Annotated in this window: 24 protein-coding genes, 1 other RNA gene and 1 other annotated feature; of the genes, 11 read left to right on the top strand and 14 right to left on the bottom strand. The window is 52.0% G+C overall.

Translation table 11 applies throughout. The features are described from left to right. Positions 1–25: 25 nt before the first annotated feature. The 5 genes from recR to ACJHYR_RS15295 all read right to left on the bottom strand — a co-directional run bounded on the left by recR (position 26) and on the right by ACJHYR_RS15295 (position 4,154). The gene (gene recR / locus ACJHYR_RS15315; protein ID WP_001195025.1) at positions 26–631 is read right to left on the bottom strand and encodes a recombination mediator RecR; all 606 of its coding nucleotides are present in this window, start codon (positions 629–631) and stop codon (positions 26–28) included. Next, positions 631–960, bottom strand: a complete 330-nt coding sequence (locus ACJHYR_RS15310; protein ID WP_000467098.1) for a YbaB/EbfC family nucleoid-associated protein — start codon at positions 958–960, stop codon at positions 631–633. Before ACJHYR_RS15310 ends, recR begins: the two co-directional genes overlap by 1 nt. A gap of 52 nt (positions 961–1,012) precedes the next feature. Further along, positions 1,013–2,944, bottom strand: coding sequence for a DNA polymerase III subunit gamma/tau (dnaX, locus tag ACJHYR_RS15305; RefSeq protein WP_000122015.1), 1,932 nt, complete (start codon positions 2,942–2,944; stop codon positions 1,013–1,015). Further along, positions 1,616–1,680: a sequence feature (DnaX frameshifting element), on the bottom strand. Its footprint overlaps the gene before it by 65 nt. 128 nt (positions 2,945–3,072) lie before the next feature. Then, complete coding sequence (gene apt / locus ACJHYR_RS15300) at positions 3,073–3,624, bottom strand: adenine phosphoribosyltransferase (protein ID WP_000127356.1); 552 nt, start codon at positions 3,622–3,624, stop codon at positions 3,073–3,075. 152 nt (positions 3,625–3,776) lie between these two features. Further along, positions 3,777–4,154, bottom strand: a complete 378-nt coding sequence (locus ACJHYR_RS15295; RefSeq protein WP_001188905.1) for a DUF454 family protein — start codon at positions 4,152–4,154, stop codon at positions 3,777–3,779. A 69-nt stretch (positions 4,155–4,223) separates the two neighbouring features. On the opposite strand from ACJHYR_RS15295, the gene priC reads away from it, so the two are divergent. Together priC and rsmS are read left to right on the top strand one after the other, a co-directional pair. Next, positions 4,224–4,751, top strand: coding sequence for a primosomal replication protein N'' (priC, locus tag ACJHYR_RS15290; protein WP_000844856.1), 528 nt, complete (start codon positions 4,224–4,226; stop codon positions 4,749–4,751). 13 nt (positions 4,752–4,764) lie between these two features. Next, positions 4,765–4,926, top strand: coding sequence for a pleiotropic regulatory protein RsmS (gene rsmS, locus ACJHYR_RS15285; protein WP_059327718.1), 162 nt, complete (start codon positions 4,765–4,767; stop codon positions 4,924–4,926). A 211-nt stretch (positions 4,927–5,137) separates the two neighbouring features. Here rsmS and mscK read toward each other — a convergent pair whose 3' ends face one another. Both mscK and acrR read right to left on the bottom strand, forming a co-directional pair. Continuing rightward, positions 5,138–8,500 (bottom strand): mechanosensitive channel MscK, encoded by a 3,363-nt coding sequence (gene mscK, locus ACJHYR_RS15280; protein ID WP_000177746.1) that lies wholly within the window; start codon positions 8,498–8,500, stop codon positions 5,138–5,140. 127 nt (positions 8,501–8,627) lie between these two features. Further along, complete coding sequence (gene acrR / locus ACJHYR_RS15275) at positions 8,628–9,275, bottom strand: multidrug efflux transporter transcriptional repressor AcrR (protein ID WP_000101736.1); 648 nt, start codon at positions 9,273–9,275, stop codon at positions 8,628–8,630. Positions 9,276–9,416: 141 nt separating this feature from the next. Between acrR and acrA the strand changes: the two genes are divergently transcribed. The 7 genes from acrA (at position 9,417) to pdeB (ending at position 17,969) form a co-directional block, all read left to right on the top strand. Beyond that, positions 9,417–10,610: a multidrug efflux RND transporter periplasmic adaptor subunit AcrA gene (gene acrA / locus ACJHYR_RS15270; RefSeq protein ID WP_001295833.1), complete on the top strand. Its 1,194-nt coding sequence runs from the start codon at positions 9,417–9,419 to the stop codon at positions 10,608–10,610. Between the two features lie 22 nt (positions 10,611–10,632). Further along, the gene (gene acrB / locus ACJHYR_RS15265; protein WP_001132480.1) at positions 10,633–13,782 is read left to right on the top strand and encodes an efflux RND transporter permease AcrB; all 3,150 of its coding nucleotides are present in this window, start codon (positions 10,633–10,635) and stop codon (positions 13,780–13,782) included. A gap of 545 nt (positions 13,783–14,327) precedes the next feature. Next, positions 14,328–14,702: an Hha toxicity modulator TomB gene (gene tomB / locus ACJHYR_RS15260; protein ID WP_000344800.1), complete on the top strand. Its 375-nt coding sequence runs from the start codon at positions 14,328–14,330 to the stop codon at positions 14,700–14,702. Between the two features lie 25 nt (positions 14,703–14,727). Next, on the top strand, positions 14,728–14,946 hold the full coding sequence (locus tag ACJHYR_RS15255; RefSeq protein ID WP_001291435.1) for an HHA domain-containing protein: 219 nt from the start codon (positions 14,728–14,730) through the stop codon (positions 14,944–14,946). A gap of 171 nt (positions 14,947–15,117) precedes the next feature. After that, positions 15,118–15,669 carry a maltose O-acetyltransferase gene (gene maa / locus ACJHYR_RS15250; protein WP_000102564.1) on the top strand — a complete coding sequence of 184 codons (552 nt, stop codon included), beginning with the start codon at positions 15,118–15,120 and terminating at the stop codon, positions 15,667–15,669. Positions 15,670–15,784: 115 nt separating this feature from the next. Further along, positions 15,785–16,255 carry a YlaC family protein gene (locus ACJHYR_RS15245; RefSeq protein WP_000136192.1) on the top strand — a complete coding sequence of 157 codons (471 nt, stop codon included), beginning with the start codon at positions 15,785–15,787 and terminating at the stop codon, positions 16,253–16,255. Between the two features lie 163 nt (positions 16,256–16,418). Then, positions 16,419–17,969, top strand: coding sequence for a cyclic-guanylate-specific phosphodiesterase PdeB (gene pdeB, locus ACJHYR_RS15240; RefSeq protein ID WP_001366446.1), 1,551 nt, complete (start codon positions 16,419–16,421; stop codon positions 17,967–17,969). A gap of 41 nt (positions 17,970–18,010) precedes the next feature. On the opposite strand, the gene ACJHYR_RS15235 is transcribed toward pdeB, so the two are convergent. Next, complete coding sequence (locus ACJHYR_RS15235; RefSeq protein ID WP_000878140.1) at positions 18,011–18,364, bottom strand: DUF1428 domain-containing protein; 354 nt, start codon at positions 18,362–18,364, stop codon at positions 18,011–18,013. 119 nt (positions 18,365–18,483) lie between these two features. Then, positions 18,484–18,580: signal recognition particle sRNA small type (gene ffs, locus ACJHYR_RS15230), an RNA gene on the bottom strand. Positions 18,581–18,742: 162 nt separating this feature from the next. Here ffs and ACJHYR_RS15225 point away from each other — a divergent pair. Next, the gene (locus ACJHYR_RS15225; protein WP_000409911.1) at positions 18,743–19,054 is read left to right on the top strand and encodes an MGMT family protein; all 312 of its coding nucleotides are present in this window, start codon (positions 18,743–18,745) and stop codon (positions 19,052–19,054) included. A gap of 30 nt (positions 19,055–19,084) precedes the next feature. Here the strand turns inward: ACJHYR_RS15225 and ACJHYR_RS15220 are convergent, their stop codons facing one another. Continuing rightward, positions 19,085–19,657, bottom strand: coding sequence for a YbaY family lipoprotein (locus ACJHYR_RS15220; protein ID WP_000779826.1), 573 nt, complete (start codon positions 19,655–19,657; stop codon positions 19,085–19,087). A gap of 216 nt (positions 19,658–19,873) precedes the next feature. Here ACJHYR_RS15220 and tesB point away from each other — a divergent pair, with 216 nt between their 5' ends. After that, entirely contained in the window at positions 19,874–20,734 is an 861-nt protein-coding gene (gene tesB, locus ACJHYR_RS15215) for an acyl-CoA thioesterase II (RefSeq protein WP_000075876.1), read from the top strand. 48 nt (positions 20,735–20,782) lie between these two features. Here the strand turns inward: tesB and amtB are convergent, their stop codons facing one another. The 4 genes from amtB to ACJHYR_RS15195 form a co-directional block, all read right to left on the bottom strand. Continuing rightward, a complete protein-coding gene (amtB, locus tag ACJHYR_RS15210; RefSeq protein ID WP_000685029.1) occupies positions 20,783–22,069 on the bottom strand; it encodes an ammonium transporter AmtB in 1,287 nt (428 codons plus the stop codon). Positions 22,070–22,098: 29 nt separating this feature from the next. Next, positions 22,099–22,437 carry a P-II family nitrogen regulator gene (gene glnK, locus ACJHYR_RS15205; protein ID WP_000780338.1) on the bottom strand — a complete coding sequence of 113 codons (339 nt, stop codon included), beginning with the start codon at positions 22,435–22,437 and terminating at the stop codon, positions 22,099–22,101. 180 nt (positions 22,438–22,617) lie between these two features. Beyond that, the gene (locus ACJHYR_RS15200) at positions 22,618–24,399 is read right to left on the bottom strand and encodes a SmdB family multidrug efflux ABC transporter permease/ATP-binding protein (protein ID WP_001256209.1); all 1,782 of its coding nucleotides are present in this window, start codon (positions 24,397–24,399) and stop codon (positions 22,618–22,620) included. After that, on the bottom strand, positions 24,392–26,164 hold the full coding sequence (locus ACJHYR_RS15195; protein ID WP_001577870.1) for a SmdA family multidrug ABC transporter permease/ATP-binding protein: 1,773 nt from the start codon (positions 26,162–26,164) through the stop codon (positions 24,392–24,394). Before ACJHYR_RS15195 ends, ACJHYR_RS15200 begins: the two co-directional genes overlap by 8 nt. Positions 26,165–26,188 lie beyond the last annotated feature (24 nt).

Genomic DNA, 26,188 nt, shown 5'->3' with positions numbered 1-26,188 from the left:
AGCAGGTGATCCTGCTCTCGTTTGCTTAAAAACGAATCTTATGACGCCCGGCAAGGGAGTGTGACAGCGTGGTGCCATCGACCATTTCCAGTTCGCCGCCAACCGGTACGCCATGAGCGATTCGGCTGGCTTCCACGTCATATTGCGCGCAAAGCTCGGCAATGTAGTTAGCGGTAGCTTCACCTTCAACCGTGGGGTTGGTGGCGAGGATCACTTCAGTGATTTTTTCCTCTGCCAGACGCTGTTCCAGACGATCAAGCCCGATATCATCCGGACCGATGCCGTCCAGCGGTGACAGGTGTCCCATCAACACAAAATAACGGCCTGAAAACTGCCCCGTCTGCTCAATGGCGTAGATGTCCGCCGGACTCTCCACCACGCAGATTTGACCGTTTTCCTGACGACGCGGATTCGAACAGATGTTACAGACTTCCTGTTCGGTGAAAGTGCGGCAATCGGCGCAGTGGCCGATTTCCGACATCGCCCGGGTGAGCGCCTGCGCCAGACGCATCCCGCCGCTACGATCGCGCTGAAGCAGCGTGAACGCCATACGCTGCGCCGACTTCGGGCCAACGCCCGGCAGACAGCGCAGTGCTTCCATAAGCTGTGTTAACAGCGGGCTGGTTTGCATCAGAACGGCATCTTAAAGCCAGGCGGCAGCTGCATTCCGGAGGATACAGAGGCCATTTTTTCTTTCTGCGTTTCTTCGATACGACGTGCCGCGTCGTTGAATGCTGCAGCCACCAGGTCTTCCAGCATCTCTTTGTCGTCTTCCAGCAGGCTCGGGTCGATCTCTACGCGACGGCAGTTGTGTGCACCGTTGATGGTCACTTTTACCAGACCTGCGCCAGATTCGCCGGTGACTTCCAGCTGCGCGATCTCTTCCTGCATTTTCTGCATTTTTTCTTGCATCTGCTGGGCTTGCTTCATCAAGTTACCCAGACCGCCTTTACCAAACATAGGTTTCTCTCTCAATCACGTTAAGGATGACGAACGTAAGCTGTGCTTACGATCAAATGGGGCGGATACTTTCTTCATCCAGCTCCGCATCGAAGAACCGACGCAGGGTCTGAATATTATTATCCGCAATAATGGACTCGCGCGCCTGCGCAAGTTTTTCTTCGTATATCGCCTGACGCCATTCCAGCGGCGTACGCACCGCGGGATTATCATCTTCAACGATAGTCAGTTCAACCGTTGAACCTTTTAACGTGCTCAACGCTTCAGCCAGTTTTTGCTGTGCACCGCGGTTGTTCAAATGCCGCTGAGAGGAGCGCAAATGCAGACATACTGCGTTGTCGCTCTCCTCTTTCCAGGCATTTAGCGCCACCTGTTCGACCAGTTTTGGTAGCGAAAGTTGGCTCACCTGTGCCGCCCACGGGTCGCGCTCAATGGCTTCTGCCGCCAGCTTCGCCGCCAGTTCCGGCGTTTTTTCATGTTCCAGCGCTTTTTTTAGCGCCTTCGGCGTGGCGACCACTTCTTTTTGCTGCATCACTGGAGTGGTGGCCTTCCAGCGATACGCTTCTTTTTTGGCTGGCGCTTTTTCCAGCGCCGATGGCACCGGACGCGCCTGAACGCGATCGGTGACCGAAGCCAGTCTTTCCAGCGCAGCGTTATTCACCGGCCGCGCGCGGGTAGCGGCTGCCGGTTCACTCTTTTTTGCTTTGGTTGCTCCCTGCACGCGCTGCAACTGCTGGCGCGCCGCCAGCACCTGGCTGGTGGTTTCCGGGAGCGGTACAGTCGGTGCCTGCTGCGGCGCTGATTGCGGTTGCGGCGGCACCTGGGTTGGCGTCATTACTGCCGTTGGCGCGACGGGCGCAAAGGACTGGCGTGGCACTTCTGGCTCAGGCAGCGGCATACGCGGATGGAACGCCAGCGCGCGCAACAGCGTCATCTCAACGCCCATACGGCGGTCCGGCGCATACGGTAATTCTTTGCGACCAATCAACAGCGTCTGATAGTAAAGCTGAATATCCGTCGGCGGTATGGTGCGCGCCAGTTCACGCATCCGCAGCTCGATAGCGGCCATGTCGTTGCCAAGTGCAGCAGGCGAAAGTTGTACCATCGCAATACGATGCAACAGGCCGAGCATTTCCACCAGCAACGCTTCCCACTCGATACCACGGGCAGCGGCTTCATTAATCAGTGCCATTACGCGCTCGCCGTTGGCCTCGACCATCGCTTCAACCAGCGACAGCGCCTGATCGTCGTCAAGCGTACCCAGCATCGCACTGACCGCCTGAGTTGAAACCTGGCCGTCACCGCTGGCAATCGCCTGGTCGGTCAGACTTAAGGCATCTCGCAGGCTGCCTTCAGCGGCGCGTGCCAGCAATTGCAGCGCCCGCGGCTCGTGAGCGATATGTTCTTCGTTGAGGATGTGCTCAAGCTGATGGCGAATTTGCTCGACATCCAGCGCCTTGAGATGGAATTGCAGACAGCGCGACAAAATCGTCACCGGCAATTTCTGCGGATCGGTCGTCGCCAGCAGAAACTTAACGTGCTCCGGCGGCTCTTCAAGGGTTTTTAACAGTGCGTTAAAGCTGTGGCGCGACAGCATATGCACTTCGTCGATCAGATAAACTTTGAAACGACCACGCGCCGGAGCGTACTGGACGTTATCCAGCAGGTCGCGAGTGTCTTCAACTTTGGTGCGCGAGGCGGCGTCGATTTCAATCAGATCGACAAAGCGCCCCTGCTCGATTTCACGACAGTTATCGCACACGCCGCACGGCGTCGCGGTAATGCCGGTTTCGCAGTTTAGCCCCTTCGCCAGCAGTCGGGCGATAGAGGTTTTTCCGACGCCACGGGTGCCGGAAAAAAGATAAGCATGATGAATACGCCCTAACGACAAGCCGTTCGCCAGTGCGGTCAGCACATGTTCCTGGCCGACGACGTCAGCAAAGGTTTGTGGGCGCCATTTTCGGGCTAAGACCTGATAACTCATTGGCAGGCTCTGAAACGCTGGAAGGTGGATTCACGAAGGGGTAATGCTAACACAGCCCCGTCAGAACGGCGAGGCTGAATGCACATCTTGTGCTGTCCGTAGCGTGGGCAGCACAAGACTGGCGATGATTAATGGCCCGGGAACGGAACAAGGCTGTAGCTGGTAATGCCCTGTTTTTCGAGACGCTGTTCGCCGCCGAGATCGAACAGATTGATAATGAACGCAGCGTCAGCCACTTCACCACCCAGACGACGGATCAGTTTAACGGTCGCTTCGATAGTGCCGCCGGTTGCCAGCAGATCGTCCACCACCAGAACTTTGTCGCCCGGTTTGATGGCATCAACGTGGATTTCCAGCTGATCGGTGCCGTACTCCAGGTCGTAAGTTTCACTGATGGTCTCACGCGGCAGTTTGCCCGGTTTACGGACCGGTACAAAGCCAACGCCCAGACCCAGAGCTACCGGAGCGCCAAACAAGAAGCCACGCGCTTCGGTGCCGACAACTTTGGTAATGCCCGCATTTTTGTAACGCTCAACCAGCAAGTCGATGCTGAGAGCGTAAGCTTTCGGGTCTTCCAGTAAGCTGGTGACATCACGGAAAAGAATGCCGGGTTTTGGGTAGTCCTGAATGCTTTTGATGCTATTTTTGAGATACTCAAGCTGCTGTGCAGTCGCGGTCATAAGTGTATGCCTGCTTGTTACGGTGGTACTCACGGCGCGTTTTAAACGTATCAAAAGTAACAGTTGTTTAACCTTTGACCGCCTGCGCCTGTGCTCGAAAACGCCAGAATGTACTGGCTGTACGCAATAATTGCAACTGCGATTGTTGTGCTTCAGTGCTTTTCTTGCTTTTCATCAATCACCGGAATTCGCCACATATAAAAAAGCAAACAGGCGAGAATTACCAGCAACATGATGCGCACCCATGGCATCTGGACGAACCACAGAGAAATTGCAAACGTGAGCAAAATAAGCAAAATCGCCCGCGGTTTGACGCCGCGCGGCATCGCATGATGTTTCTGCCAGAAACGTAGATAGCTGCCAAACCATGAGCGGTACAGCAACCAGGCGTGAAAGCGCGGGGAAGAACGGGCAAAGCACCAGGCCGCCAGCAGGATAAACGGCGTCGTCGGTAATACCGGTAATACCACGCCCAGCGTACCCAGCACTACCGCCAGCCAGCCAATGATGATTAAAATGATTCGTTGCATATTGAGTGTTGTCAGCTTACAGAGTTGCTACTTTAGCATAACAATTATCATTTTTATTGAGGTCTTATCGTGAAAACCGCCCTGCTGCTGGAAAAACTGGAAGGACAGCTCGCCACGCTGCGTCAGCGTTGTGCCCCGGTAGCGCAATTTGCCACGCTAAGTGCCCGTTTTGACAGGCACCTTTTTCAGACTCGTGCGACAACACTGCAGGCTTGTCTCGATGAGGCGGGCGATAACCTGGCTGCGCTTCGTCATGCCGTTGAGCAACAGCAACTGCCGCAAGTCGCCTGGCTGGCAGAACATCTGGCGGCGCAACTGGAGGCTATAGCGCGTGAAGCCACAGCCTGGTCGCTACGCGAGTGGGACAGTGCGCCACCGAAAATTGCCCGCTGGCAGCGTAAACGTATTCAGCATCAGGATTTTGAGCGGCGGCTACGTGAGATGGTAGCCGAACGTCGAGCCCGCCTGGCGCGGGTGACCGATCTCGTGGAACAGCAAACGCTGCATCGTGAAGTGGAAGCCTATGAAGCGCGCCTGGCACGCTGCCGCCATGCGCTGGAAAAAATCGAAAACAGGCTAGCGCGCTTAACCCGCTAGCAATGGAGAGAGTATGTCACTGGAAAATGCCCCTGACGATGTCAAACTGGCTATCGATTTGATTGTGCTGCTGGAAGAAAATCAGATCCCAGCCCGCACCGTGCTGCGCGCGCTGGATATTGTAAAACGCGATTATGAAAAGAAATTAACGCGCGATGATGAGGCGGAAAAGTGAGAAATAAATGGGGCCGCTAAATGTCCCCTAAGATTGCGGGCAAACGCAAAACTGCCTGATGCGCTACGCTTATCAGGCCTACACCGCTCCTGCAATATATTGAATTCTTGCGGTTTCGTAGGCCGGATAAGGCGGTCACGCCGCATCCGGCATGAACAACGCGCACTTTGTCAGTAATCTCGGGGCAACTAAATGTCGCCCTCTTTGGTTATTACCCAACCGCTGGTGTCGGATCGTCGCCTTTGTAGTCGCGTTTTACTTCCGTCACCTCATCGCCCTTCTCGTTGTGCAGATGCACTTCAAGCTGGTTAAAGGCAATGTTGATATCGTTTTCACGGCACAGCTGATCGATAGTACGGTTCAGCTCATCGACAGTACGGCTACGGTCACGCAGTTCACGCACATACAGACGCAGCTCATGATCCAACGTGCTGGCACCAAACGCCGTAAAGAAGACTTCCGGCATTGGTTCGTGCATCACCCTTGGGTGCTCAGTCGCCGCCTTCAGTAACACTTTACGCACTTTTTCCAGATCGGAGCCATAGGCCACGCCGAGACGGATCACCAGACGCGTAGTAGTGTCAGTCAACGACCAGTTGATCAGACGCTCGGTAACAAACGCTTTGTTCGGGATGATCACTTCTTTGCGATCGAAATCGGTAATCGTTGTCGCACGAATACGAATCTTACTTACCGTCCCCGAGAAGCTACCAATGGTTACCGTATCGCCAATGCGTACCGGACGTTCGAACAGAATGATCAAACCGGAGACGAAGTTACCGAAGATCTCTTGTAAACCAAAACCAAGACCTACGGATAATGCTGCCGCCAGCCACTGGAGTTTATCCCACGAGACGCCCAGCGATCCGAACACCGTCATCGCACCAACGGCAATAATGATGTAGTTAAGGATGGTAGTAATGGCATACGACGCGCCCTGGCGCATGTTCAGGCGCGAGAGCACCAACACTTCCAGCAAACCAGGCAGGTTGCGAATCAACGCCCAGGCTACCATTGAGGCGATAATCGCAAACAACAGACTGCCCATGGTGACGTTTTTCACCACCGCAGCGCCAGCTTCAGTGCCGTTGTAATGCCAGAGCGTGATGCTGTCCAGATAGCTGAACACGGTGATCAAATCGGACCAAATTGCCCAGAACATGACACCGAACAGCGCAAACATCAGCAACATGGTAATACGCAGCGTCTGCTGGTTAACCTGCTCCAGTGCAATGGTGGGTTCTTCCGGCGGTTCGGCACCTTCTGCGCCCTCTTTCACCAGATTCTGCCGACGCGCCAGCGCACGACGCCAGGCGATACGCCGCGCCGCTACGCTTAAGCCGCGCAATACCGTCTGGTACAGCAGGTTCCAGATGATCACCAAATAAACGGTTTCAATCCAACGCCCGGAGAGGCGCAGCGTGGTGTAGAAATAACCCGTGGCGGTCAGCACCATCAACGCAATCGGGATAATCGACAGTACGGTAATGGTGACCAGTCGCATGGTGTGCGACTCTTTATCACGCCAGCTTTCGCGGCACATCGGCCATACCAGGAAGGCAATCAGCAGCAGGTTGAAGAAAATCATCGCCTGCCCCAGCACATCATCCATCAGATGCAGCGGGGAAAGTTCTGCCACCACAGACCAGAAATGGATAGGCAGCAATGCGAGACTGATGCGGACAATTTGCCGACGCCAGTGGCTGGTCTGCTGTTCCGGCATACCAAAGTGACGCACGGCAACGCCGTTTTTCTCCAGTACCTTCCAGCACAGGCCAAACACCAGCCAGAAAATCGCCAGTTTTTTACTGAACGACCATAGCAGTTCGCTGATGTTGAGCTGCATGGTCAACAGAATCAGGCCAACCGCGAGAATAATCAGGCACACCGGCAGCGCACGGATCAGGTCGATAAGGATCGCTTTTGGTGTGTTGAGCTGGCTGTCGTTACGCAGGGAACCCACAGCGGAAGCCAGTTTTTGTTGATACGCTTTCAGCCAGCCCAGACGCCAGTGGATCAGCCCGGCAATCAACAGCAGCGGCAAACCGGCGAGGAAAGCGATAAAAACGGCAGGCCAGGCTTTTTCCCAGTTCACCGTGATTTTCATCGACTTAAATTCATCTTTCAGGCTTTGCGGGAACGCTTTGATCCAGTCCCAGTCCATTGGACGGTTACTGTTCACCCAAAAGATTTGCTGAGTCAGGATGGATTTCAGGTTTTTCGACACACTCATTAACTGCTGCTGGTTGATTTGCAGGTTAATGGCCATCATCAGCTGGTTACCCAACTGTTTGTTAAGCTGATCCAGCAATTCGCGACGCATATCAACTACTTGCAATAACGCATCGTGAACTTCGCTGTTGACTTCGTTGGTGTGACCTTCTTCCAGTTTGTTGACGAACGCATCGCTCTGGAAGAGTGCATCACGCTGCTGGTTAACTTCAAACTGTTCGAGACGCAAATCCGCGATGCGGTTGGTCATGTTTTCCAGTTCATCCGCCGAGGGCAGCGTTTGTTGTTGCTGGTAAAGGATACGAGACAACAGCAGGCTGCCCTTCAGGACGGCAATCTGCTCTTTAATATTGCGTTCCGATTGCAGCGCCCGCTCCAGCCAGTTTTTGACTTTAATGTTTTGCTGCATCAACTGATTACCGTTTTCAGTCGCGGTAATCAGACGCTGACTTAACTGCTGGTTAATTTCCAGTTCCTGCTTCACCAGCGGATTAGCCTGAATACGCGCGGCTTCATCCGGGGAGACGGCCTCCTGCGCCGTTTTTTCGGTTAAAGTCAGGCGCTTGCTGTTTACCGCTTCTTGCAACAGCTGCAACTGGTGCTCCAGACGGGCGCTGTTCGCCGTCACGTAATCCCGTTGCTTTTGCAAGGTATCCTGTAAGACTGTGTTCCCTTCCAGGCTTTTACGCTGCTGGTCAATCTCCGCATTCAGCAACGCCTGCTGGGCCTGCATTAACACTTTCTGGCTGGGACGTAAGGCAGTCTCGCCGACATCAGTCCCATCCAGACGACTGCGAATTTGTTGCAGCTGCTGCGAAGCGTTATACATCGCATTTTGCACGCGTTCGGGCTGCGTCTGTAACGAAACCAGCTGGCTGTTATAAGACGCCAGATCGTTTTGTGCGTTTTGCAAATCGTCCAGCGCCTGGGCAACGCGAGTTTCCAGCTGGCGCAACGAAAGTGTGCTCAGAATTTTGCGCGTTTCTTCGTCATTATCGACATCGCTAAGTGCAGTTAACGCCGCGGTCGCCTGGCGCATTTTTTCCGGCGCTTCAGCGACTTTTTGCCGTAGCTGAACTGTCTCTTCTTTTACGCGATCGATTTTATCGAGGGTAGCTAATGTATCTGTCAGATCCTGCTGCACCAGTTTGTCCTGAGCAGAAAGATCTTTTTGTTTATTCAGTGAGTCAAGTTGTGCCTGCAGGTCCGCTTTTGTCGGCAGATCACCATTCGATGACGCCCGCGCAAACGCCGTGTTCTGGCATAACAAGACAAAAACAAAAGCAATAAATGCTGAAAAAACAAAATGCCGTGATCGTTTGTAATACTGGAACATAGTCATGATGAATGAAGGTTTCTGAACCTGAAGAACGACCTGAAAAAGTCAAACCGCAAGAATATCACGACGCAGTGAACCAGAATAGCAACGACGAAAATGTCCAGGAAAAATCCTGGAGTCAGATTCAGGGTTATTCGGTAATGGCAGGGTTACGAAGCGTGGGACACAGGAGATACATCTCCAGTAAGATGGCGACGTAATCGCGGGCTTCTTTTTTAAGATCAAAAGATTGCGGGGCAAAGAGCCAGTTTTCCATCAGGCCGGAAATATAGCCGCGCATAATAATTGCTGCCCGACGCGTCATTAAATCCGCAGGCAACATTTTCGCTTCAATACAATGTTTTAACGTTTGTTCTATACGGTCATAACTTTCCAGACAGAGATTACGTTGTGCCTGTTGCACAACAGCCATTTCTCCGACAAATTCGCATTTGTGGAATATAATCTCCATCAATAATCGACGCCGTTCTTCTGTCACCGTGGATTCAAGAACATGAATTAATATCTCTCTTAATACTGAGAGTGGATCGCCAGGGAATTTTGCCTGATACTCAAGCTCTAGTTCACCAATATTGGATTCTGACAGTTCCCAGATCTCACTGAACAAATCCGACTTGTCTTTAAAATGCCAGTAGATTGCACCGCGCGTAACGCCAGCTGCTTTTGCAATCTCGCCCAGCGAGGTGGATGATACCCCCTGCTGTGAGAAAAGACGTAGAGCCACATCGAGGATGTGTTGGCGCGTTTCTTGCGCTTCTTGTTTGGTTTTTCGTGCCATATGTTCGTGAATTTACAGGCGTTAGATTTACATACATTTGTGAATGTATGTACCATAGCACGACGATAATATAAACGCAGCAATGGGTTTATTAACTTTTGACCATTGACCAATTTGAAATCGGACACTCGAGGTTTACATATGAACAAAAACAGAGGGTTTACGCCTCTGGCGGTCGTTCTGATGCTCTCAGGCAGCTTAGCCCTAACAGGATGTGACGACAAACAGGCCCAACAAGGTGGCCAGCAGATGCCCGCCGTTGGCGTAGTAACAGTCAAAACTGAACCTCTGCAGATCACAACCGAGCTTCCGGGTCGCACCAGTGCCTACCGGATCGCAGAAGTTCGTCCTCAAGTTAGCGGGATTATCCTGAAGCGTAATTTCAAAGAAGGTAGCGACATCGAAGCAGGTGTCTCTCTCTATCAGATTGATCCTGCGACCTATCAGGCGGCATACGACAGCGCGAAAGGCGATCTGGCGAAAGCCCAGGCTGCAGCCAATATCGCGCAATTGACGGTGAATCGTTATCAGAAATTGCTCGGTACTCAGTACATCAGTAAGCAAGAGTACGATCAGGCTCTGGCTGATGCGCAACAGGCAAATGCTGCGGTAACTGCGGCGAAAGCTGCCGTTGAAACTGCGCGGATCAATCTGGCTTACACCAAAGTTACCTCTCCGATTAGCGGTCGCATTGGTAAGTCGAACGTGACGGAAGGCGCATTGGTACAGAACGGTCAGGCGACTGCGCTGGCAACCGTGCAGCAACTTGATCCGATCTACGTTGATGTGACCCAGTCCAGCAACGACTTCCTGCGCCTGAAACAGGAACTGGCAAATGGCACGCTGAAACAAGAGAACGGCAAAGCCAAAGTGTCGCTGATCACCAGTGACGGCATTAAGTTCCCGCAGGACGGTACGCTGGAATTCTCTGACGTTACCGTTGATCAGACCACCGGGTCTATCACCCTACGCGCTATCTTCCCGAACCCGGATCACACTCTGCTGCCGGGTATGTTCGTACGTGCACGTCTGGAAGAAGGGCTTAATCCAAACGCTATTTTAGTCCCGCAACAGGGCGTAACCCGTACGCCGCGTGGCGATGCCACCGTACTGGTGGTTGGCGCGGATGACAAAGTGGAAACCCGTCCGATCGTTGCAAGCCAGGCTATTGGCGATAAGTGGCTGGTGACAGAAGGTCTGAAAGCAGGCGATCGCGTAGTAATAAGTGGGCTGCAGAAAGTGCGTCCTGGTGTCCAGGTAAAAGCACAAGAAGTTACCGCTGATAATAACCAGCAAGCCGCAAGCGGTGCTCAGCCTGAACAGTCCAAGTCTTAACTTAAACAGGAGCCGTTAAGACATGCCTAATTTCTTTATCGATCGCCCGATTTTTGCGTGGGTGATCGCCATTATCATCATGTTGGCAGGGGGGCTGGCGATCCTCAAACTGCCGGTGGCGCAATATCCTACGATTGCACCGCCGGCAGTAACGATCTCCGCCTCCTACCCCGGCGCTGATGCGAAAACAGTGCAGGACACGGTGACACAGGTTATCGAACAGAATATGAACGGTATCGATAACCTGATGTACATGTCCTCTAACAGTGACTCCACGGGTACCGTGCAGATCACCCTGACCTTTGAGTCTGGTACTGATGCGGATATCGCGCAGGTTCAGGTGCAGAACAAACTGCAGCTGGCGATGCCGTTGCTGCCGCAAGAAGTTCAGCAGCAAGGGGTGAGCGTTGAGAAATCATCCAGCAGCTTCCTGATGGTTGTCGGCGTTATCAACACCGATGGCACCATGACGCAGGAGGATATCTCTGACTACGTAGCGGCAAATATGAAAGATGCCATCAGCCGTACGTCGGGCGTGGGTGACGTTCAGTTGTTCGGTTCACAGTACGCGATGCGTATCTGGATGAACCCGAATGAACTAAACAAATTCCAGCTAACACCGGTTGATGTCATTACCGCCATCAAAGCGCAGAACGCCCAGGTTGCAGCTGGTCAGCTCGGTGGTACGCCGCCGGTGAAAGGCCAACAGCTTAACGCCTCTATTATTGCTCAGACGCGTCTGACCTCTACTGAAGAGTTTGGCAAAATCCTGCTGAAAGTGAATCAGGATGGTTCCCGCGTGCTGCTGCGTGATGTGGCGAAAATTGAGCTGGGTGGTGAGAACTACGACATCATCGCAGAGTTTAACGGCCAACCGGCTTCCGGTCTGGGGATCAAGCTGGCGACCGGTGCAAACGCGCTGGATACCGCTGCGGCAATCCGTGCTGAACTGGCGAAGATGGAACCGTTCTTCCCGTCGGGTCTGAAAATTGTTTACCCGTACGACACCACGCCGTTCGTGAAAATCTCTATTCACGAAGTGGTTAAAACGCTGGTCGAAGCGATCATCCTCGTGTTCCTGGTTATGTATCTGTTCCTGCAGAACTTCCGCGCGACGTTGATTCCGACCATTGCCGTACCGGTGGTATTGCTGGGGACCTTTGCCGTCCTTGCCGCCTTTGGCTTCTCGATAAACACGCTAACAATGTTCGGGATGGTGCTCGCCATCGGCCTGTTGGTGGATGACGCCATCGTTGTGGTAGAAAACGTTGAGCGTGTTATGGCGGAAGAAGGTTTGCCGCCAAAAGAAGCCACCCGTAAGTCGATGGGGCAGATTCAGGGCGCTCTGGTCGGTATCGCGATGGTACTGTCGGCGGTATTCGTACCGATGGCCTTCTTTGGCGGTTCTACTGGTGCTATCTATCGTCAGTTCTCTATTACCATTGTTTCAGCAATGGCGCTGTCGGTACTGGTGGCGTTGATTCTGACCCCGGCTCTTTGTGCCACCATGCTGAAACCGATTGCCAAAGGCGATCACGGGGAAGGTAAAAAAGGCTTCTTCGGCTGGTTTAACCGCATGTTCGAGAAGAGCACGCACCACTACACCGACAGCGTAGGCGGTATTCTGCGCAGTACAGGGCGTTACCTGGTGCTGTATCTGATCATCGTGGTCGGCATGGCCTATCTGTTCGTGCGTCTGCCAAGCTCCTTCTTGCCAGATGAAGACCAGGGCGTATTTATGACCATGGTTCAGCTGCCAGCAGGTGCAACGCAGGAACGTACGCAGAAAGTGCTCAATGAGGTAACGAATTACTATCTGACCAAAGAAAAGAACAACGTTGAGTCGGTGTTCGCCGTTAACGGCTTCGGCTTTGCGGGACGTGGTCAGAATACCGGTATTGCGTTCGTTTCCTTGAAGGACTGGGCCGATCGTCCGGGTGAAGAAAACAAAGTTGAAGCGATTACCATGCGTGCAACACGCGCTTTCTCGCAAATCAAAGATGCGATGGTTTTCGCCTTTAACCTGCCCGCAATCGTGGAACTGGGTACTGCAACCGGCTTTGACTTTGAGCTGATTGACCAGGCTGGCCTTGGTCACGAAAAACTGACTCAGGCGCGTAACCAGCTGCTTGCAGAAGCAGCGAAGCACCCTGATATGTTGACCAGCGTACGTCCAAACGGTCTGGAAGATACCCCGCAGTTTAAGATTGATATCGACCAGGAAAAAGCGCAGGCGCTGGGTGTTTCTATCAACGACATTAACACCACTCTGGGCGCTGCATGGGGCGGTAGCTATGTGAACGACTTTATCGACCGCGGTCGTGTGAAGAAAGTTTACGTCATGTCAGAAGCGAAATACCGTATGCTGCCGGATGATATCGGCGACTGGTATGTTCGTGCTGCTGATGGTCAGATGGTGCCGTTCTCGGCGTTCTCCTCTTCTCGTTGGGAGTACGGTTCGCCGCGTCTGGAACGTTACAACGGCCTGCCATCCATGGAAATCTTAGGCCAGGCGGCACCGGGTAAAAGTACCGGTGAAGCAATGGAGCTGATGGAACAACTGGCGAGCAAACTGCCTACCGGTGTTGGCTATGACTGGACGGGGATGTCCTATCAGGAACGTCTCTCCGGCAACCAGGCACCTTCACTGTACGCGATTTCGTTGATTGTCGTGTTCCTGTGTCTGGCGGCGCTGTATGAAAGCTGGTCGATTCCGTTCTCCGTTATGCTGGTCGTTCCGCTGGGGGTTATCGGTGCGTTGCTGGCTGCCACCTTCCGTGGCCTGACCAATGACGTTTACTTCCAGGTAGGCCTGCTCACAACCATTGGGTTGTCGGCGAAGAACGCGATACTTATCGTCGAATTCGCCAAAGACTTGATGGATAAAGAAGGTAAAGGTCTGATTGAAGCGACGCTTGATGCGGTGCGGATGCGTTTACGTCCGATCCTGATGACCTCACTGGCGTTTATCCTCGGCGTTATGCCGCTGGTTATCAGTACTGGTGCTGGTTCCGGCGCGCAGAACGCAGTAGGTACCGGTGTAATGGGCGGGATGGTGACCGCAACGGTACTGGCAATCTTCTTCGTTCCGGTATTCTTTGTGGTGGTTCGCCGCCGCTTTAGCCGCAAGAATGAAGATATCGAGCACAGCCATACTGTCGATCATCATTGATACAACGTGTAATCACTAAGGCCGCGCAAGCGGCCTTTTTTATGCATAACCGACGAACATTAAGGAGTCATTGAACCACCAACTCAGGATCTCATACGAAAACCAGTATTAAACACGTATAAAATTCATAAAAAATACTGATTGTTAGTTAATTTATATTAAGTAGCGCTAATAGATTTAATAATCCATAATCATTTAGAGGCTATTCTTAATTATTTGCGGTAATTCTTTATTCATTCCTCGGTTATTACGTCATATTCAGAGCAATCCTGGTATTAGTGTTACCAATTTCATCTGGCGATAATCCTGAAATGTTATGAACAGTTCGAGCAAACTGCTTTTACCTGCTGCGGGTTAGTGCTAGTATGAAAAAGTAAGTCCTGTCCCGCTTCCTTCCTAATTGTAATTTTTCGTAATAATGCGATGAAAACCTGCAAAGAGTGGCTTATAGTTAAGCTAACAAACGAGAGGGCAAGTCCAGGTCAGTAAGTTTTTTCCATCCCGAAAGGTGTCCGTTAGTTCAACCACTAAGAAGGGGACGCGTTATGGATGAATACTCACCCAAAAGACATGATATCGCACAGCTTAAGTTTCTCTGTGAAACCCTGTATCATGACTGTCTTGCAAACCTTGAAGAAAGCAATCATGGCTGGGTTAACGACCCAACCTCGGCGATCAACCTCCAGTTGAATGAACTGATTGAGCATATTGCGACCTTCGCACTTAATTACAAAATTAAGTATAATGAAGACAATAAGCTCATTGAGCAGATCGACGAATATCTGGATGACACCTTTATGTTGTTCAGCAGTTATGGTATTAATATGCAGGATCTTCAGAAATGGCGGAAGTCAGGTAATCGACTATTCCGTTGTTTTGTCAATGCGACGAAAGAGAATCCTGCGAGTTTATCTTGTTAGAATTATTACAACCATGGGTAGAAGTATGTCCGAAAAACCTTTAACAAAAACCGATTATTTAATGCGTTTACGTCGTTGCCAGACAATTGACACGCTGGAGCGTGTTATCGAGAAAAATAAATACGAATTATCAGATAATGAACTGGCGGTATTTTACTCAGCCGCAGATCACCGCCTCGCCGAATTGACCATGAATAAACTGTACGACAAGATCCCTTCCTCAGTATGGAAATTTATTCGCTAATAAATAATTCGCTTTCGGAGCTATAACCGGCTGTTTATTAAGAATTTTATACTTTTTCGCCATGAAGACATACCCTATGTGATCTTTATCACACAGATGTAATGGGAACGTTCTCTTCACTGACTTTTCGTCTTACTGTGTTGCCGCATTTTCAGCAACCGGAGGTCAGTAATGAGCACAGAAAAAGAAAAGATGATTGCTGGTGAGTTGTATCGCTCGGCAGATGAGACGTTATCTCGCGATCGCCTGCGCGCTCGTCAGCTTATTCACCGATACAATCATTCCCTGGCGGAAGAGCACACATTACGCCAGCAAATTCTCGCTGATTTATTCGGTCAGGTGACAGAGGCTTATATTGAGCCAACGTTTCGCTGTGATTATGGCTATAACATTTTTCTCGGCAATAATTTTTTCGCCAACTTCGATTGCGTGATGCTTGATGTCTGCCCTATTCGCATCGGTGATAACTGTATGTTGGCACCAGGCGTTCATATCTACACGGCAACACATCCCATCGACCCTGTAGCACGTAATAGCGGTGCTGAACTGGGGAAACCCGTCACCATCGGTAATAACGTCTGGATTGGCGGACGCGCGGTCATTAACCCTGGTGTGACCATTGGTGATAACGTCGTGGTAGCCTCAGGTGCAGTTGTCACAAAAGATGTCCCGGACAACGTTGTCGTGGGCGGTAATCCAGCCAGAATCATTAAAAAATTGTAACCAGTTTTTCGCAACTGTTATGCAAAATCGTGGCAAATCTGTTACTTTCCCTCTACTATTCCCACGTTAAAATAGGGTGTTCCCTGGAAAGTTGCAGATACCACGAAGGCAAACGATGACCGAAATACAACGCCTGCTGACCGAAACAATTGAGTCTCTAAATACCCGCGAAAAACGCGACAACAAACCCCGCTTTAGTATCAGTTTTATCCGTAAACATCCGGGGCTGTTTATCGGTATGTATGTTGCTTTTTTTGCCACCCTGGCGGTGATGTTGCAGTCCGAAACGCTGTCAGGCTCTGTCTGGCTACTGGTTGTATTATTTATCCTGCTTAATGGTTTCTTCTTTTTCGATGTCTACCCACGCTACCGCTATGAAGATATCGACGTGCTGGATTTCCGCGTTTGCTATAACGGCGAATGGTACAACACGCGCTTTGTACCTGCCGCGCTGGTTGAAGCCATCTTGAACTCTCCGCGTGTCGCGGATGTTCATAAAGAACAACTGCAAAAAATGATCGTCCGTAAAGGTGAACTGTCTTTTTACGATATTTTTACCCTCGCTCGCGCCGAATCAACATCTTAAGTTAGGGTTACATACCAGGCGTAAAGCTCTGCGCCTGGTCAAATGACAACGTTCGATTCCACCCATCACTTGATGAAATACCGGCTCTACCTCCTTATCTCCTGCCAGCCTTTTTCCACAATCGGATATACTTTCTCTACACTGTGTTAATAAGGATATGCTGGTGAGAACGCGACATCTGGTCGGCCTTATTTCGGGAGTACTGATTCTTTCAGTATTGCTGCCTGTCGGCTTAAGCATCTGGCTGGCCCATCAGCAGGTAGAAACATCATTTATTGAAGAGCTGAATACCTATTCCTCCCGCGTCGCTATTCGGGCCAATAAGGTGGCGACACAAGGGAAAGATGCACTGCAAGAGCTGGAAAGATGGCAAGGCGCTGCCTGTAGCGAAGCCCATCTCATGGAAATGCGTCGGGTATCTTACAGTTATCGCTATATTCAGGAAGTGGTTTATATCGATAACAACGTTCCCCAGTGTTCGTCTCTGGAGCATGAAAGCCCGCCCGATACCTTCCCCGAGCCAGGTAAAATTTCGAAAGATGGTTATCGTGTCTGGTTAACATCGCATAACGATTTAGGCATTATCCGTTACATGGTTGCCATGGGAACGGCACATTATGTCGTCATGATCGACCCCGCTTCCTTTATTGATGTCATTCCCTATAGCTCATGGCAAATTGATGCCGCCATTATTGGCAATGCCCATAACGTTGTGATAACCAGCAGCGATGAAATTGCTCAGGGAATTATTACCAGACTACAAAAAACACCCGGTGAGCATATCGAAAATAATGGAATCATTTACGATATCCTGCCCTTCCCGGAAATGAATATTTCGATCATCACCTGGGCTTCAACGAAAATGTTGCAGAAAGGCTGGCATCGGCAAGTCTTTATTTGGTTACCGCTCGGGTTGGTGATTGGCCTGCTGGCAGCGATGTTTGTGCTGCGTATTTTGCGCCGTATCCAGTCACCGCATCATCGGCTGCAGGATGCTATCGAAAATCGTGATATTTGCGTGCACTATCAACCGATTGTCTCCTTAGCCAATGGCAAAATTGTCGGTGCTGAGGCACTGGCGCGCTGGCCGCAGACAGACGGTAGTTGGTTATCACCAGATAGTTTTATTCCGCTGGCACAGCAAACGGGCCTTTCTGAGCCATTGACGCTACTGATTATAAGAAGCGTCTTTGAAGATATGGGCGACTGGCTGCGTCAGCATCCGCAGCAGCATATTTCGATCAATCTTGAATCCACCGTGCTCACCTCGGAAAAAATCCCGCAATTGCTGCGTGAAATGATCAATCACTATCAGGTTAATCCCAGACAGATCGCGCTTGAACTCACTGAACGCGAGTTTGCCGATCCGAAAACCAGCGCCCCGATAATTTCTCGCTACCGGGAGGCGGGCCATGAAATTTATCTTGATGATTTTGGTACGGGGTATTCAAGTTTAAGTTATTTACAGGATCTGGATGTCGACATTCTGAAGATAGATAAATCTTTCGTTGATGCGCTGGAATATAAAAATGTCACGCCGCATATTATCGAAATGGCAAAAACACTGAAACTGAAAATGGTAGCGGAGGGAATCGAAACCAGTAAACAAGAAGAGTGGTTACGCCAGCATGGCGTGCACTACGGTCAGGGCTGGCTCTACAGCAAGGCATTACCGAAAGAAGATTTCTTACGCTGGGCCGAGCAACATTTGTGAATTGTAGGGCTGACGGCACGCCGCACAGCCCGTCACGCTACCTATTCGTCGATGATTGACTCGAATCCGCCATAAATCATTCGCTTACCATCAAACGGCATGGACTCGCCGAACTCTTTCATCCGTGGGTCCGACATCATCTTTTGATTAGCAGCGTCGCGGACCTCTTTTGAGGGGTATTCAATCCAGCTAAAGACAACCTCTTCATTCTCTTCAGCTTTTACCGCCATACGAAAATCGGTCACTTTGCCATCCGGTACATCGCTGGCCCAGCATTCGACAATACGAAGCGCGCCAAACTCTTTAAACAATGGCGCAGCCTTAGCAGCCATTTCCCGATAGGCATCCTTTTTATCGGCAGGAACGGCAACCACAAAACCATCAACATACTTCATCAGACATACCTCCGAAGCGTACTGCGCAGCCAGACAATTCTTGCGACGTCAGTTGTGGTTAAAGTTTAGCCATATTGGGATTTTTTGACGAAACGGGGGGAGGCAGAAATGGGTGGGGGCCCTGCCAGCTACATCCCGGCACACGCGTCATCTGCCTTGGCTGCTTCCTTCCGGACCTGACCTGGTAAACAGAGTAGCGTTGCGGGAGAACCAACAGAGCCCCCATTGAGAGCGTTGAGAACCAACGCGCAGGCGCATTATCACTGCTGCCCCGGCTAATTGCAACCCATTGCGTGCCGGATGCTGGTTTCTTGCGCAATGCGACTTCACTCGGGCGTTTTTCCAGATTATGCTGAAAAATTACCTCAGGAAGAAAAGATGGAAAAAGAAGATTCATTTCCCCAACGCGTCTGGCAAATCGTCGCCGCTATTCCCGAAGGCTATGTCACCACTTACGGTGATGTGGCGAAACTGGCAGGATCGCCCCGCGCCGCGCGCCAGGTGGGCGGTGTGTTAAAGCGTCTCCCTGAAGGCAGCACCTTACCCTGGCATCGGGTGGTTAATCGCCACGGCACAATTTCGCTAACCGGACCGGATTTACAGCGTCAACGACAGGCATTACTGGCAGAAGGTGTGATGGTATCGGGAAGCGGGCAAATCGACTTGCAGCGTTATCGCTGGAACTACTAACCCTCTCCGGGCGGAGAGGGTTAACTGCGCTTAATATTGCGTAGGAGCTGGAACTGCCGAAGACGGATTCACCTGAGTTGGTGAAGTCGAAGGTACAGTAGTCGTTGCGCCACCGCTGGCCTGAACCGGCACGGCGGTTTGCTGCACCGGCACCAATGTCAGGTCGGCTTTAGTTCCGCCCTTGTTGATAACCGGCTGAACGGTATCGGTAATAAATACCAGTTTGTCATTCACGGTAATCGCCGCACTCAACAGAATACGCGCGTTCGGCTGAACATCTGCCGGGTTAAATGGCAGAACAAAGCTAAATGGTGACTGTTTACCTTCGGTACGCACCGCTTTCTGCGCCAGCACTTTTGACGGTGCATCGGCTAACGACGCGTCAGAAAGTGTCACGGTCAGCACAGCATCAGGCGGCAGTGCGACTTTCTGACGGATCCAGACGGTACCGGAGACATTCGGTTGCTGGATAGCAGGTTGTTGTGTTGCTGAAATAGACGTATTTGCAGCCGGTGCTGGCGTCTGAATATCCGCGCTTTTATCTGCGCAAGCCGCCAACGCAATCGCAACCGCTAAACCACTGGCCATGTGCACGAGTTTCATTCACTTCTCCTTATTATCAATGCACCAGCGGGCTAACTTTCCTCGCCGGAGAGTGGTTAACAAAATAGTAACGTCAACAAGTGTGGCACACATCACGCATTTCTGCCTGTAATTAGCCCGTAATTCAGACCATTGCACCCATCGGACCAGTGGCAAATTTGCGTTATACTCAACTCACTTTGGCTTGCTGCGGCAGCTTTGTTACTGGAGAGTTATATGAGTCAGGCGCTAAAAAATTTACTGACATTGTTAAATCTGGAAAAAATTGAGGAAGGACTCTTTCGCGGCCAGAGTGAAGATTTAGGTTTACGCCAGGTGTTTGGCGGCCAGGTCGTGGGTCAGGCCTTGTATGCTGCAAAAGAGACCGTCCCTGAAGAGCGGCTGGTACATTCGTTTCACAGCTACTTTCTTCGCCCAGGCGATAGTAAGAAACCGATTATTTATGATGTCGAAACGCTGCGTGACGGTAACAGCTTCAGCGCCCGCCGGGTTGCTGCTATTCAAAACGGCAAACCGATTTTTTATATGACTGCCTCTTTCCAGGCACCAGAAGCGGGTTTCGAACATCAAAAAACAATGCCGTCCGCGCCAGCGCCTGATGGCCTGCCTTCGGAAACGCAAATCGCCCAATCGCTGGCGCACCTGCTGCCGCCAGTGCTGAAAGATAAATTCATCTGCGATCGTCCGCTTGAAGTCCGTCCGGTGGAGTTTCATAACCCACTGAAAGGGCACGTCGCAGAACCGCATCGTCAGGTGTGGATCCGCGCAAATGGTAGCGTGCCGGATGATCTGCGCGTTCATCAGTATCTGCTCGGTTACGCTTCTGATCTTAACTTCCTGCCGGTAGCTCTACAGCCGCACGGCATCGGTTTTCTCGAACCAGGAATTCAGATAGCGACCATCGACCATTCCATGTGGTTCCATCGCCCGTTTAATTTGAATGAATGGCTGCTGTATAGCGTGGAGAGCACCTCGGCGTCCAGCGCACGCGGCTTTGTGCGCGGTGAGTTTTATACCCAGGACGGCGTGCTGGTTGCCTCGACCGTTCAGGAAGGGGTGATGCGTAATCACAATTAAAAAAATAGCCGGAGGTGAAAACCGTCCGGCTGTTTTTTGCAGTGCTTGTTACGCGTTATAGGCATTCTCGCCGTGGCTGTTGACGTCCAGCCCTTCTCGCTCTTGTTCTTCCGGCACACGCAGGCCAACCGTCAGATCCGCCAGTTTGTAGCCAATAAATGCCACCACACCGGACCAGACGATCGTAATGGCGATGCTTTCCAGCTGTACCAGCAACTGATGGCCCATCGTCACACCTTCAGCGAAGCCCACGCCACCCAGCGAACTGGCGGCAAAAATCCCGGTCATGATACAGCCGACAATGCCACAAACGCCGTGCACACCGAAGACATCGCAGGGATCATCCACCCGCAGCAAGCGTTTGAGCATGGTAACGCCCCACAAGCCCGCCAGACCAGCTACCACGCCGATAATCAACGCGCCGCCAACCCCAATGTAGCCACACGCTGGCGTCACGCCGACCAGACCGGCAATCGCGCCAGAACACGCCCCCAGCAGTGAAGGCTTACCACGCAGCGCCCATTCACCGAAGATCCAGCCAAGAATTGCCGCCGCCGTAGCGACCACAGTATTCACAAATGCCAGTGCCGCGATTTCATTCGCCGTGCCCGCTGACCCGGCGTTAAAGCCAAACCAACCGATATAGAGAATGGCAGTCCCGGTGAAGACCATCGGCAGGTTGTGCGGTTTAAACGCCTCTTTGCCGAAGCCCACGCGTTTGCCTATCAGATACGCGCCCACCAGACCGGCGATTGCGGCGTTAATATGCACCACCGTGCCACCCGCGAAATCCAGCGCACCGTGAGAAGCCAGCAAACCACCGCCCCACACCATATGCGCAATCGGAATGTAAGAGAGCGTCAGCCATACCACCACGAAAATCAACACAGCTGAGAAACGGATTCGTTCCGCCAGCGCCCCAACTATCAAGCCTACGGTAATGCAGGCAAACGATCCCTGAAACGCTACGTGGATATACTGATAAATGCTGCCCATCACCGCCGTCAGTTCGATGTTTTTCAGCATCAACCAGTTAATGTTGCCGAAGAAGTTGTTTCCCTCACCAAACGCCAGCGAGTAACCATAAACCACCCAGAGAATACAGACCAGTGCAAACGTCACCGTCACCTGCGTCAGCATCGACAGCACGTTTTTGCCGCGAATCAACCCACCGTAAAACAGGGCAATCCCCGGAATAGTCATAAACAGCACCAGCGCAGTACAAATCATCATAAACGCATTGTCGGCTTTATCGGCCACCGCAGGTGCAGCCATTACTAGTCCCGGCAGCATCGCCAGTGAAGCAAGCCCAGTTTTTATCGTCGCTATCTTCATTTTTCGTTCCTGTTGCTGTGTGCCAGAGATTACAGCGCCGCTTCGTCGGCTTCGCCGGTACGAATACGAATGACGCGTTGCAATTCAGCGACGAAGATTTTGCCGTCGCCAATTTTTCCGGTGTAAGCCGCCTTACTGACGATATCGATCACTTCATCGAGCTGATCATCAGCAATCGCCACATCAATTTTTACTTTTGGCAGGAAATTGACGCTGTATTCCGCCCCCCGGTACAGCTCGGCATGTCCTTTCTGACGCCCGAAACCTTTCACTTCGGTGACGGTCAGGCCCTGAATACCAATGGAAGATAACGCTTCACGAACGTCTTCCAGCTTGAATGGTTTGATTATCACGGTCACCAGCTTCATAGATCCCCTCCGGTCAGAATTCGGTAATGGTTCTGCTACACGAAGAAGGTATTGCAAGCGGTGTGCCAGAAATGAAAAACGAGAAAGAGAGCAGGAAGTTAAGAAGATTGAAAATGAAAACGCACTATGACAGTGCACAGTGCGTTACATTTTTGCACCAACGATGAAATATTGCGCTATTCAGGCGCTCAATGATTCCTCTTCACGCACGCTGGCTGCCAGCTCTTCGCCCGCAAGTTGCAGTTGATACATCTGCCAGTAGCGACCCTGGGCCGCCAGCAGTTGCTGGTGAGTGCCCTGCTCCACGGCTTGCCCACGATGAAGCACCAGAATGGTGTCGGCATCAACAATGGTCGATAAGCGGTGAGCAATCACCACCAGCGTGGTATGTTCACGCACCGCCGCCAGAGCATGTTGAATCGCCTGTTCAGTACCGGAGTCAATGCTGGCGGTTGCCTCATCAAGGATCAGGATTTGCGGCGTCTCCACCAGCACGCGTGCCAGTGCCAGTAGTTGCTTTTGCCCGACGGAGAGATTATTCCCCTGCTCTCCCAGCGGCGTATAAATACCATCACTCATGCTGCGCGCCAGCTCCGCCAGTTGCACGGTTTCCAGCGCCTGCCAGACGCGTTCTTCGGAGATATCACGTCCCAGCGTCACGTTGGCGAGAAAGGTATCCGCCAGCACTACCGGATCTTGCTGCACCATCGCCACGCCCTGACGCAGCGCGCTGTGACTTAACGAACTTAATGGACGACCATCAAGGCGAATCTCACCTTCCGTTAGCGGGTAATAGCCCATCAATAAACTGGCGAGGGTACTTTTACCACTGCCGGTATGCCCGACCAGCGCCACAAAATTGCGCGAAGGCACAGAGAGATTAATGTTCTTTAGCACCATATTGTCATCGCGATAAGCAAATGACACGTTATCGACTTCGATGGTGCCGCTCTGTAACGGGCGATCATCATTGCCATATTGCTGGCGCGGTCCGTCCATCAGCTCAAACACACGCTCACCAGCAACAACAGCCTGTTGCAGCATCGCCTGCTGCGTGGTCAGTTCGATTAAAGGTTCGTTAAGTCGCCCAAGATAGCTGATAAACGCATACAACACGCCCACTTCAATGGTGCCGCTGGCGGAGAAGCCAAACAGCATCAACAAGCCACAAAGAATGAGCGATGAAAACAGACTCAGCAGCGGACGCAGCAGAAAACCGTCGAGGCGCAGGGTTTGCATCCTCGCCATATAGTGTGAACGACTGGCCTCACCCATACGTTCGCCAAATCGCGCCTGCTGACGGAACTGCTGGATAACGCTCATGCCATTGATGATTTCGTTAAAGCCGTCGTTGATATCTGCCAGATAAGCGCGTACACGGCGGACAATCGGCGTGCTGTAACGCTGATATATCACCATTACCACCAGCACCACCGGGAAAATCATTATCGCCACCAGCGCCATTCGCCAGTCGAGGCTGAACATCGCCACCAGCATCGCGCCCACCAGTGCGGCGCTACGCAGGACAGTTGCCACTACGGTAACGTAGAGGTCGCGGATCACTTCAGTGTCATTAGTGACGCGGGAAATCACCTGCCCGACGGGTTGGGTATCAAACTCGCTTAATGGCTGGCGTAACGCAGCATCCATCACGTCGGTACGCAACTGTTGCACTACGCCTACTGCCGCCCGATTAAACAGCAGCGACTGCGCGTAATGTAGCCCGGCGGCAAACAGTTGCAGCCCAACATACGCCGCAGCCAGCCCTGCAACCACTTTCAACGGCAGGTTATTTTTCGCTACCATATTGTCGATAAAATAGCTGATAAGCAGCGGCCCACTGACTTCTGCCGCCGCCGCAACCCACATCATCAGGACCGCAATCCCCAACGGTTTACGCCACGGTGAACCGTACGCTAACAGACGCTTGAGAGTCGGCCACAGTTGGCTAAAACTACGCATCAACGGCCTCCTCGCGAATTTCCGGAGCGTCGTCGAGCGCCGCCTCCAGTTGTTGATAGCGATACATATCGCGATACCAGCCGCTTTGTTGCGCCAGCTCATCATGATTGCCACGCTGAGCGATATGTCCGTGCTGCATCACAATAATTTCACTGGCTTCCGTCAGTGCCGAAAGGCGATGGGCACTGATGATTACCGTTCTTCCCTGCCCCCACTGCCGCAGGTTATGCAGGATCTGGTGCTCTGTGCGTCCGTCCACTGCCGAAAGCGCATCATCAAGGATGAGGATTTCCGCGTTGACTAATAACGCACGAGCAATGGAGATACGCTGTTTTTGCCCACCGGAAAGCATCACGCCGCGCTCGCCCACTTCTGTATCGTAACCTTGCGGTAAACGCAAAATATCGTCATGCACGCTGGCTAACCGCGCGACATGCTCAATCTCTTGCTGGGTGGCATTCGGGCAACCCAACGCGATGTTGTTCGCTACGGTGTCGGAAAAAAGGAACGGTGTCTGGCTAACTACCGCCAGGCGGCTACGCCAGCTATCGAGTTGTAACTTCGTCAGAGGAATATCATGAAAGCGGATATCCCCCTCGCTGACGTCGAAATGACGCTGAATGAGCGACAACAGGGTACTTTTGCCGGAACCAGTCGGCCCGCAAATACCCAGCATCTGACCGGGTTTCAGGGCGAAATTGACGTTTTCCAGCGCAGGATGGTCAGTCTGCGGATACGTAAACTGGCGAATATTTACATCCAGTTCACCACGACCTTCTGGCACCTTATCACTACCATCAATAACGACTGGCGCTTCGGCCAGCATGGTACGAATTCGGCTATACGCCGCGCTGCCACGCTCCACTATGTTAAACATCCATGCCAGCGCCAGCATTGGCCAAATCATCAGACCTAAATACATCATAAAACTGGTGAGCTGGCCCAGCGTTAAACTACCCTGCACCACCATCCAACTACCGCCGCCAATCGCCAGCAAGTTCGCCATACCAATCGCGATATAGATGGTCGGGTCGAAACGAGCATCAATACGCGCCACCCGCATGTTTTTTTTGCCGGTATCTTCGGCATCCGCGGCAAATAACGCCGACTGGCGATCTTCCAGACCAAAGGCTTTGATCATACGGATACTGGTGAGGCTTTCCTGGGTGCGGTCATTAAGACTGGAAAACGCCGCCTGTGCCAGCTTAAAGCGTTCATGCAAGGCATCGCCGTTGCGCTTAATCATGATCGCCATCACTGGCATCGGCAACAGGGCAAATAAGGTCAACTGCCAGCTAATTTGCGTAGACATCATAATCAACACAGCGCAGCCCATTACCAGTGAATCCACCAGCGTCAGCACCCCTTCTCCGGCGGCAAACACGACGCGATCGACGTCATTGGTCGCACGAGCCATGAGGTCACCCGTGCGATGACGCAGGTAAAACTCAGGATGCTGCCGGCTTAGCTGACGGTAATAATCTTCACGCAGTTCAACAGCCAGTTGATAAGACGCACCAAACAGCAATACGCGCCAGACGTAACGCAGGAGATAAACCACAACGGCAATCAGCACCATGGTGGCGATCCACACCAGGATCTGCCCGGTAGTAAAGTGTTGTTCTGTCACGCCATCGACAACAATACCAACCACTTTTGGCGGAACCAGTTGCAGCATCGCGATAATGACAAGCAAGGCGACAGCCCCGAGATAGCGACGCCATTCCCGACGGAAATACCAGCTTAATTGAGCAAATAATCGCACGCGTTGTGTCCTGACCTGATTCTG

The organism is Escherichia sp. WS1450 (assembly GCF_046487395.1).
Taxonomy (GTDB): Bacteria; Pseudomonadota; Gammaproteobacteria; order Enterobacterales; family Enterobacteriaceae; genus Escherichia; species Escherichia coli.
Note: the sequence above shows the minus strand (reverse complement) of the source record. Positions and strands in the feature narration are given on the sequence as shown.

Coding starts and splice junctions, on each gene's coding strand:
- acrA (WP_001295833.1), top strand. CDS start 9,417: ATGAACAAAAACAGAGGGTTTACGCCTCTGGCGGTCGTTCTGATGCTC.
- tomB (WP_000344800.1), top strand. CDS start 14,328: ATGGATGAATACTCACCCAAAAGACATGATATCGCACAGCTTAAGTTT.
- ACJHYR_RS15235 (WP_000878140.1), bottom strand. CDS start 18,364: ATGAAGTATGTTGATGGTTTTGTGGTTGCCGTTCCTGCCGATAAAAAG.
- ACJHYR_RS15225 (WP_000409911.1), top strand. CDS start 18,743: ATGGAAAAAGAAGATTCATTTCCCCAACGCGTCTGGCAAATCGTCGCC.
- mscK (WP_000177746.1), bottom strand. CDS start 8,500: ATGACTATGTTCCAGTATTACAAACGATCACGGCATTTTGTTTTTTCA.
- ACJHYR_RS15310 (WP_000467098.1), bottom strand. CDS start 960: ATGTTTGGTAAAGGCGGTCTGGGTAACTTGATGAAGCAAGCCCAGCAG.
- tesB (WP_000075876.1), top strand. CDS start 19,874: ATGAGTCAGGCGCTAAAAAATTTACTGACATTGTTAAATCTGGAAAAA.
- rsmS (WP_059327718.1), top strand. CDS start 4,765: ATGTCACTGGAAAATGCCCCTGACGATGTCAAACTGGCTATCGATTTG.
- amtB (WP_000685029.1), bottom strand. CDS start 22,069: ATGAAGATAGCGACGATAAAAACTGGGCTTGCTTCACTGGCGATGCTG.
- glnK (WP_000780338.1), bottom strand. CDS start 22,437: ATGAAGCTGGTGACCGTGATAATCAAACCATTCAAGCTGGAAGACGTT.
- recR (WP_001195025.1), bottom strand. CDS start 631: ATGCAAACCAGCCCGCTGTTAACACAGCTTATGGAAGCACTGCGCTGT.
- acrR (WP_000101736.1), bottom strand. CDS start 9,275: ATGGCACGAAAAACCAAACAAGAAGCGCAAGAAACGCGCCAACACATC.
- apt (WP_000127356.1), bottom strand. CDS start 3,624: ATGACCGCGACTGCACAGCAGCTTGAGTATCTCAAAAATAGCATCAAA.
- maa (WP_000102564.1), top strand. CDS start 15,118: ATGAGCACAGAAAAAGAAAAGATGATTGCTGGTGAGTTGTATCGCTCG.
- ACJHYR_RS15255 (WP_001291435.1), top strand. CDS start 14,728: ATGTCCGAAAAACCTTTAACAAAAACCGATTATTTAATGCGTTTACGT.
- ACJHYR_RS15245 (WP_000136192.1), top strand. CDS start 15,785: ATGACCGAAATACAACGCCTGCTGACCGAAACAATTGAGTCTCTAAAT.
- ACJHYR_RS15200 (WP_001256209.1), bottom strand. CDS start 24,399: ATGCGTAGTTTTAGCCAACTGTGGCCGACTCTCAAGCGTCTGTTAGCG.
- ACJHYR_RS15220 (WP_000779826.1), bottom strand. CDS start 19,657: ATGAAACTCGTGCACATGGCCAGTGGTTTAGCGGTTGCGATTGCGTTG.
- acrB (WP_001132480.1), top strand. CDS start 10,633: ATGCCTAATTTCTTTATCGATCGCCCGATTTTTGCGTGGGTGATCGCC.
- dnaX (WP_000122015.1), bottom strand. CDS start 2,944: ATGAGTTATCAGGTCTTAGCCCGAAAATGGCGCCCACAAACCTTTGCT.
- ACJHYR_RS15295 (WP_001188905.1), bottom strand. CDS start 4,154: ATGCAACGAATCATTTTAATCATCATTGGCTGGCTGGCGGTAGTGCTG.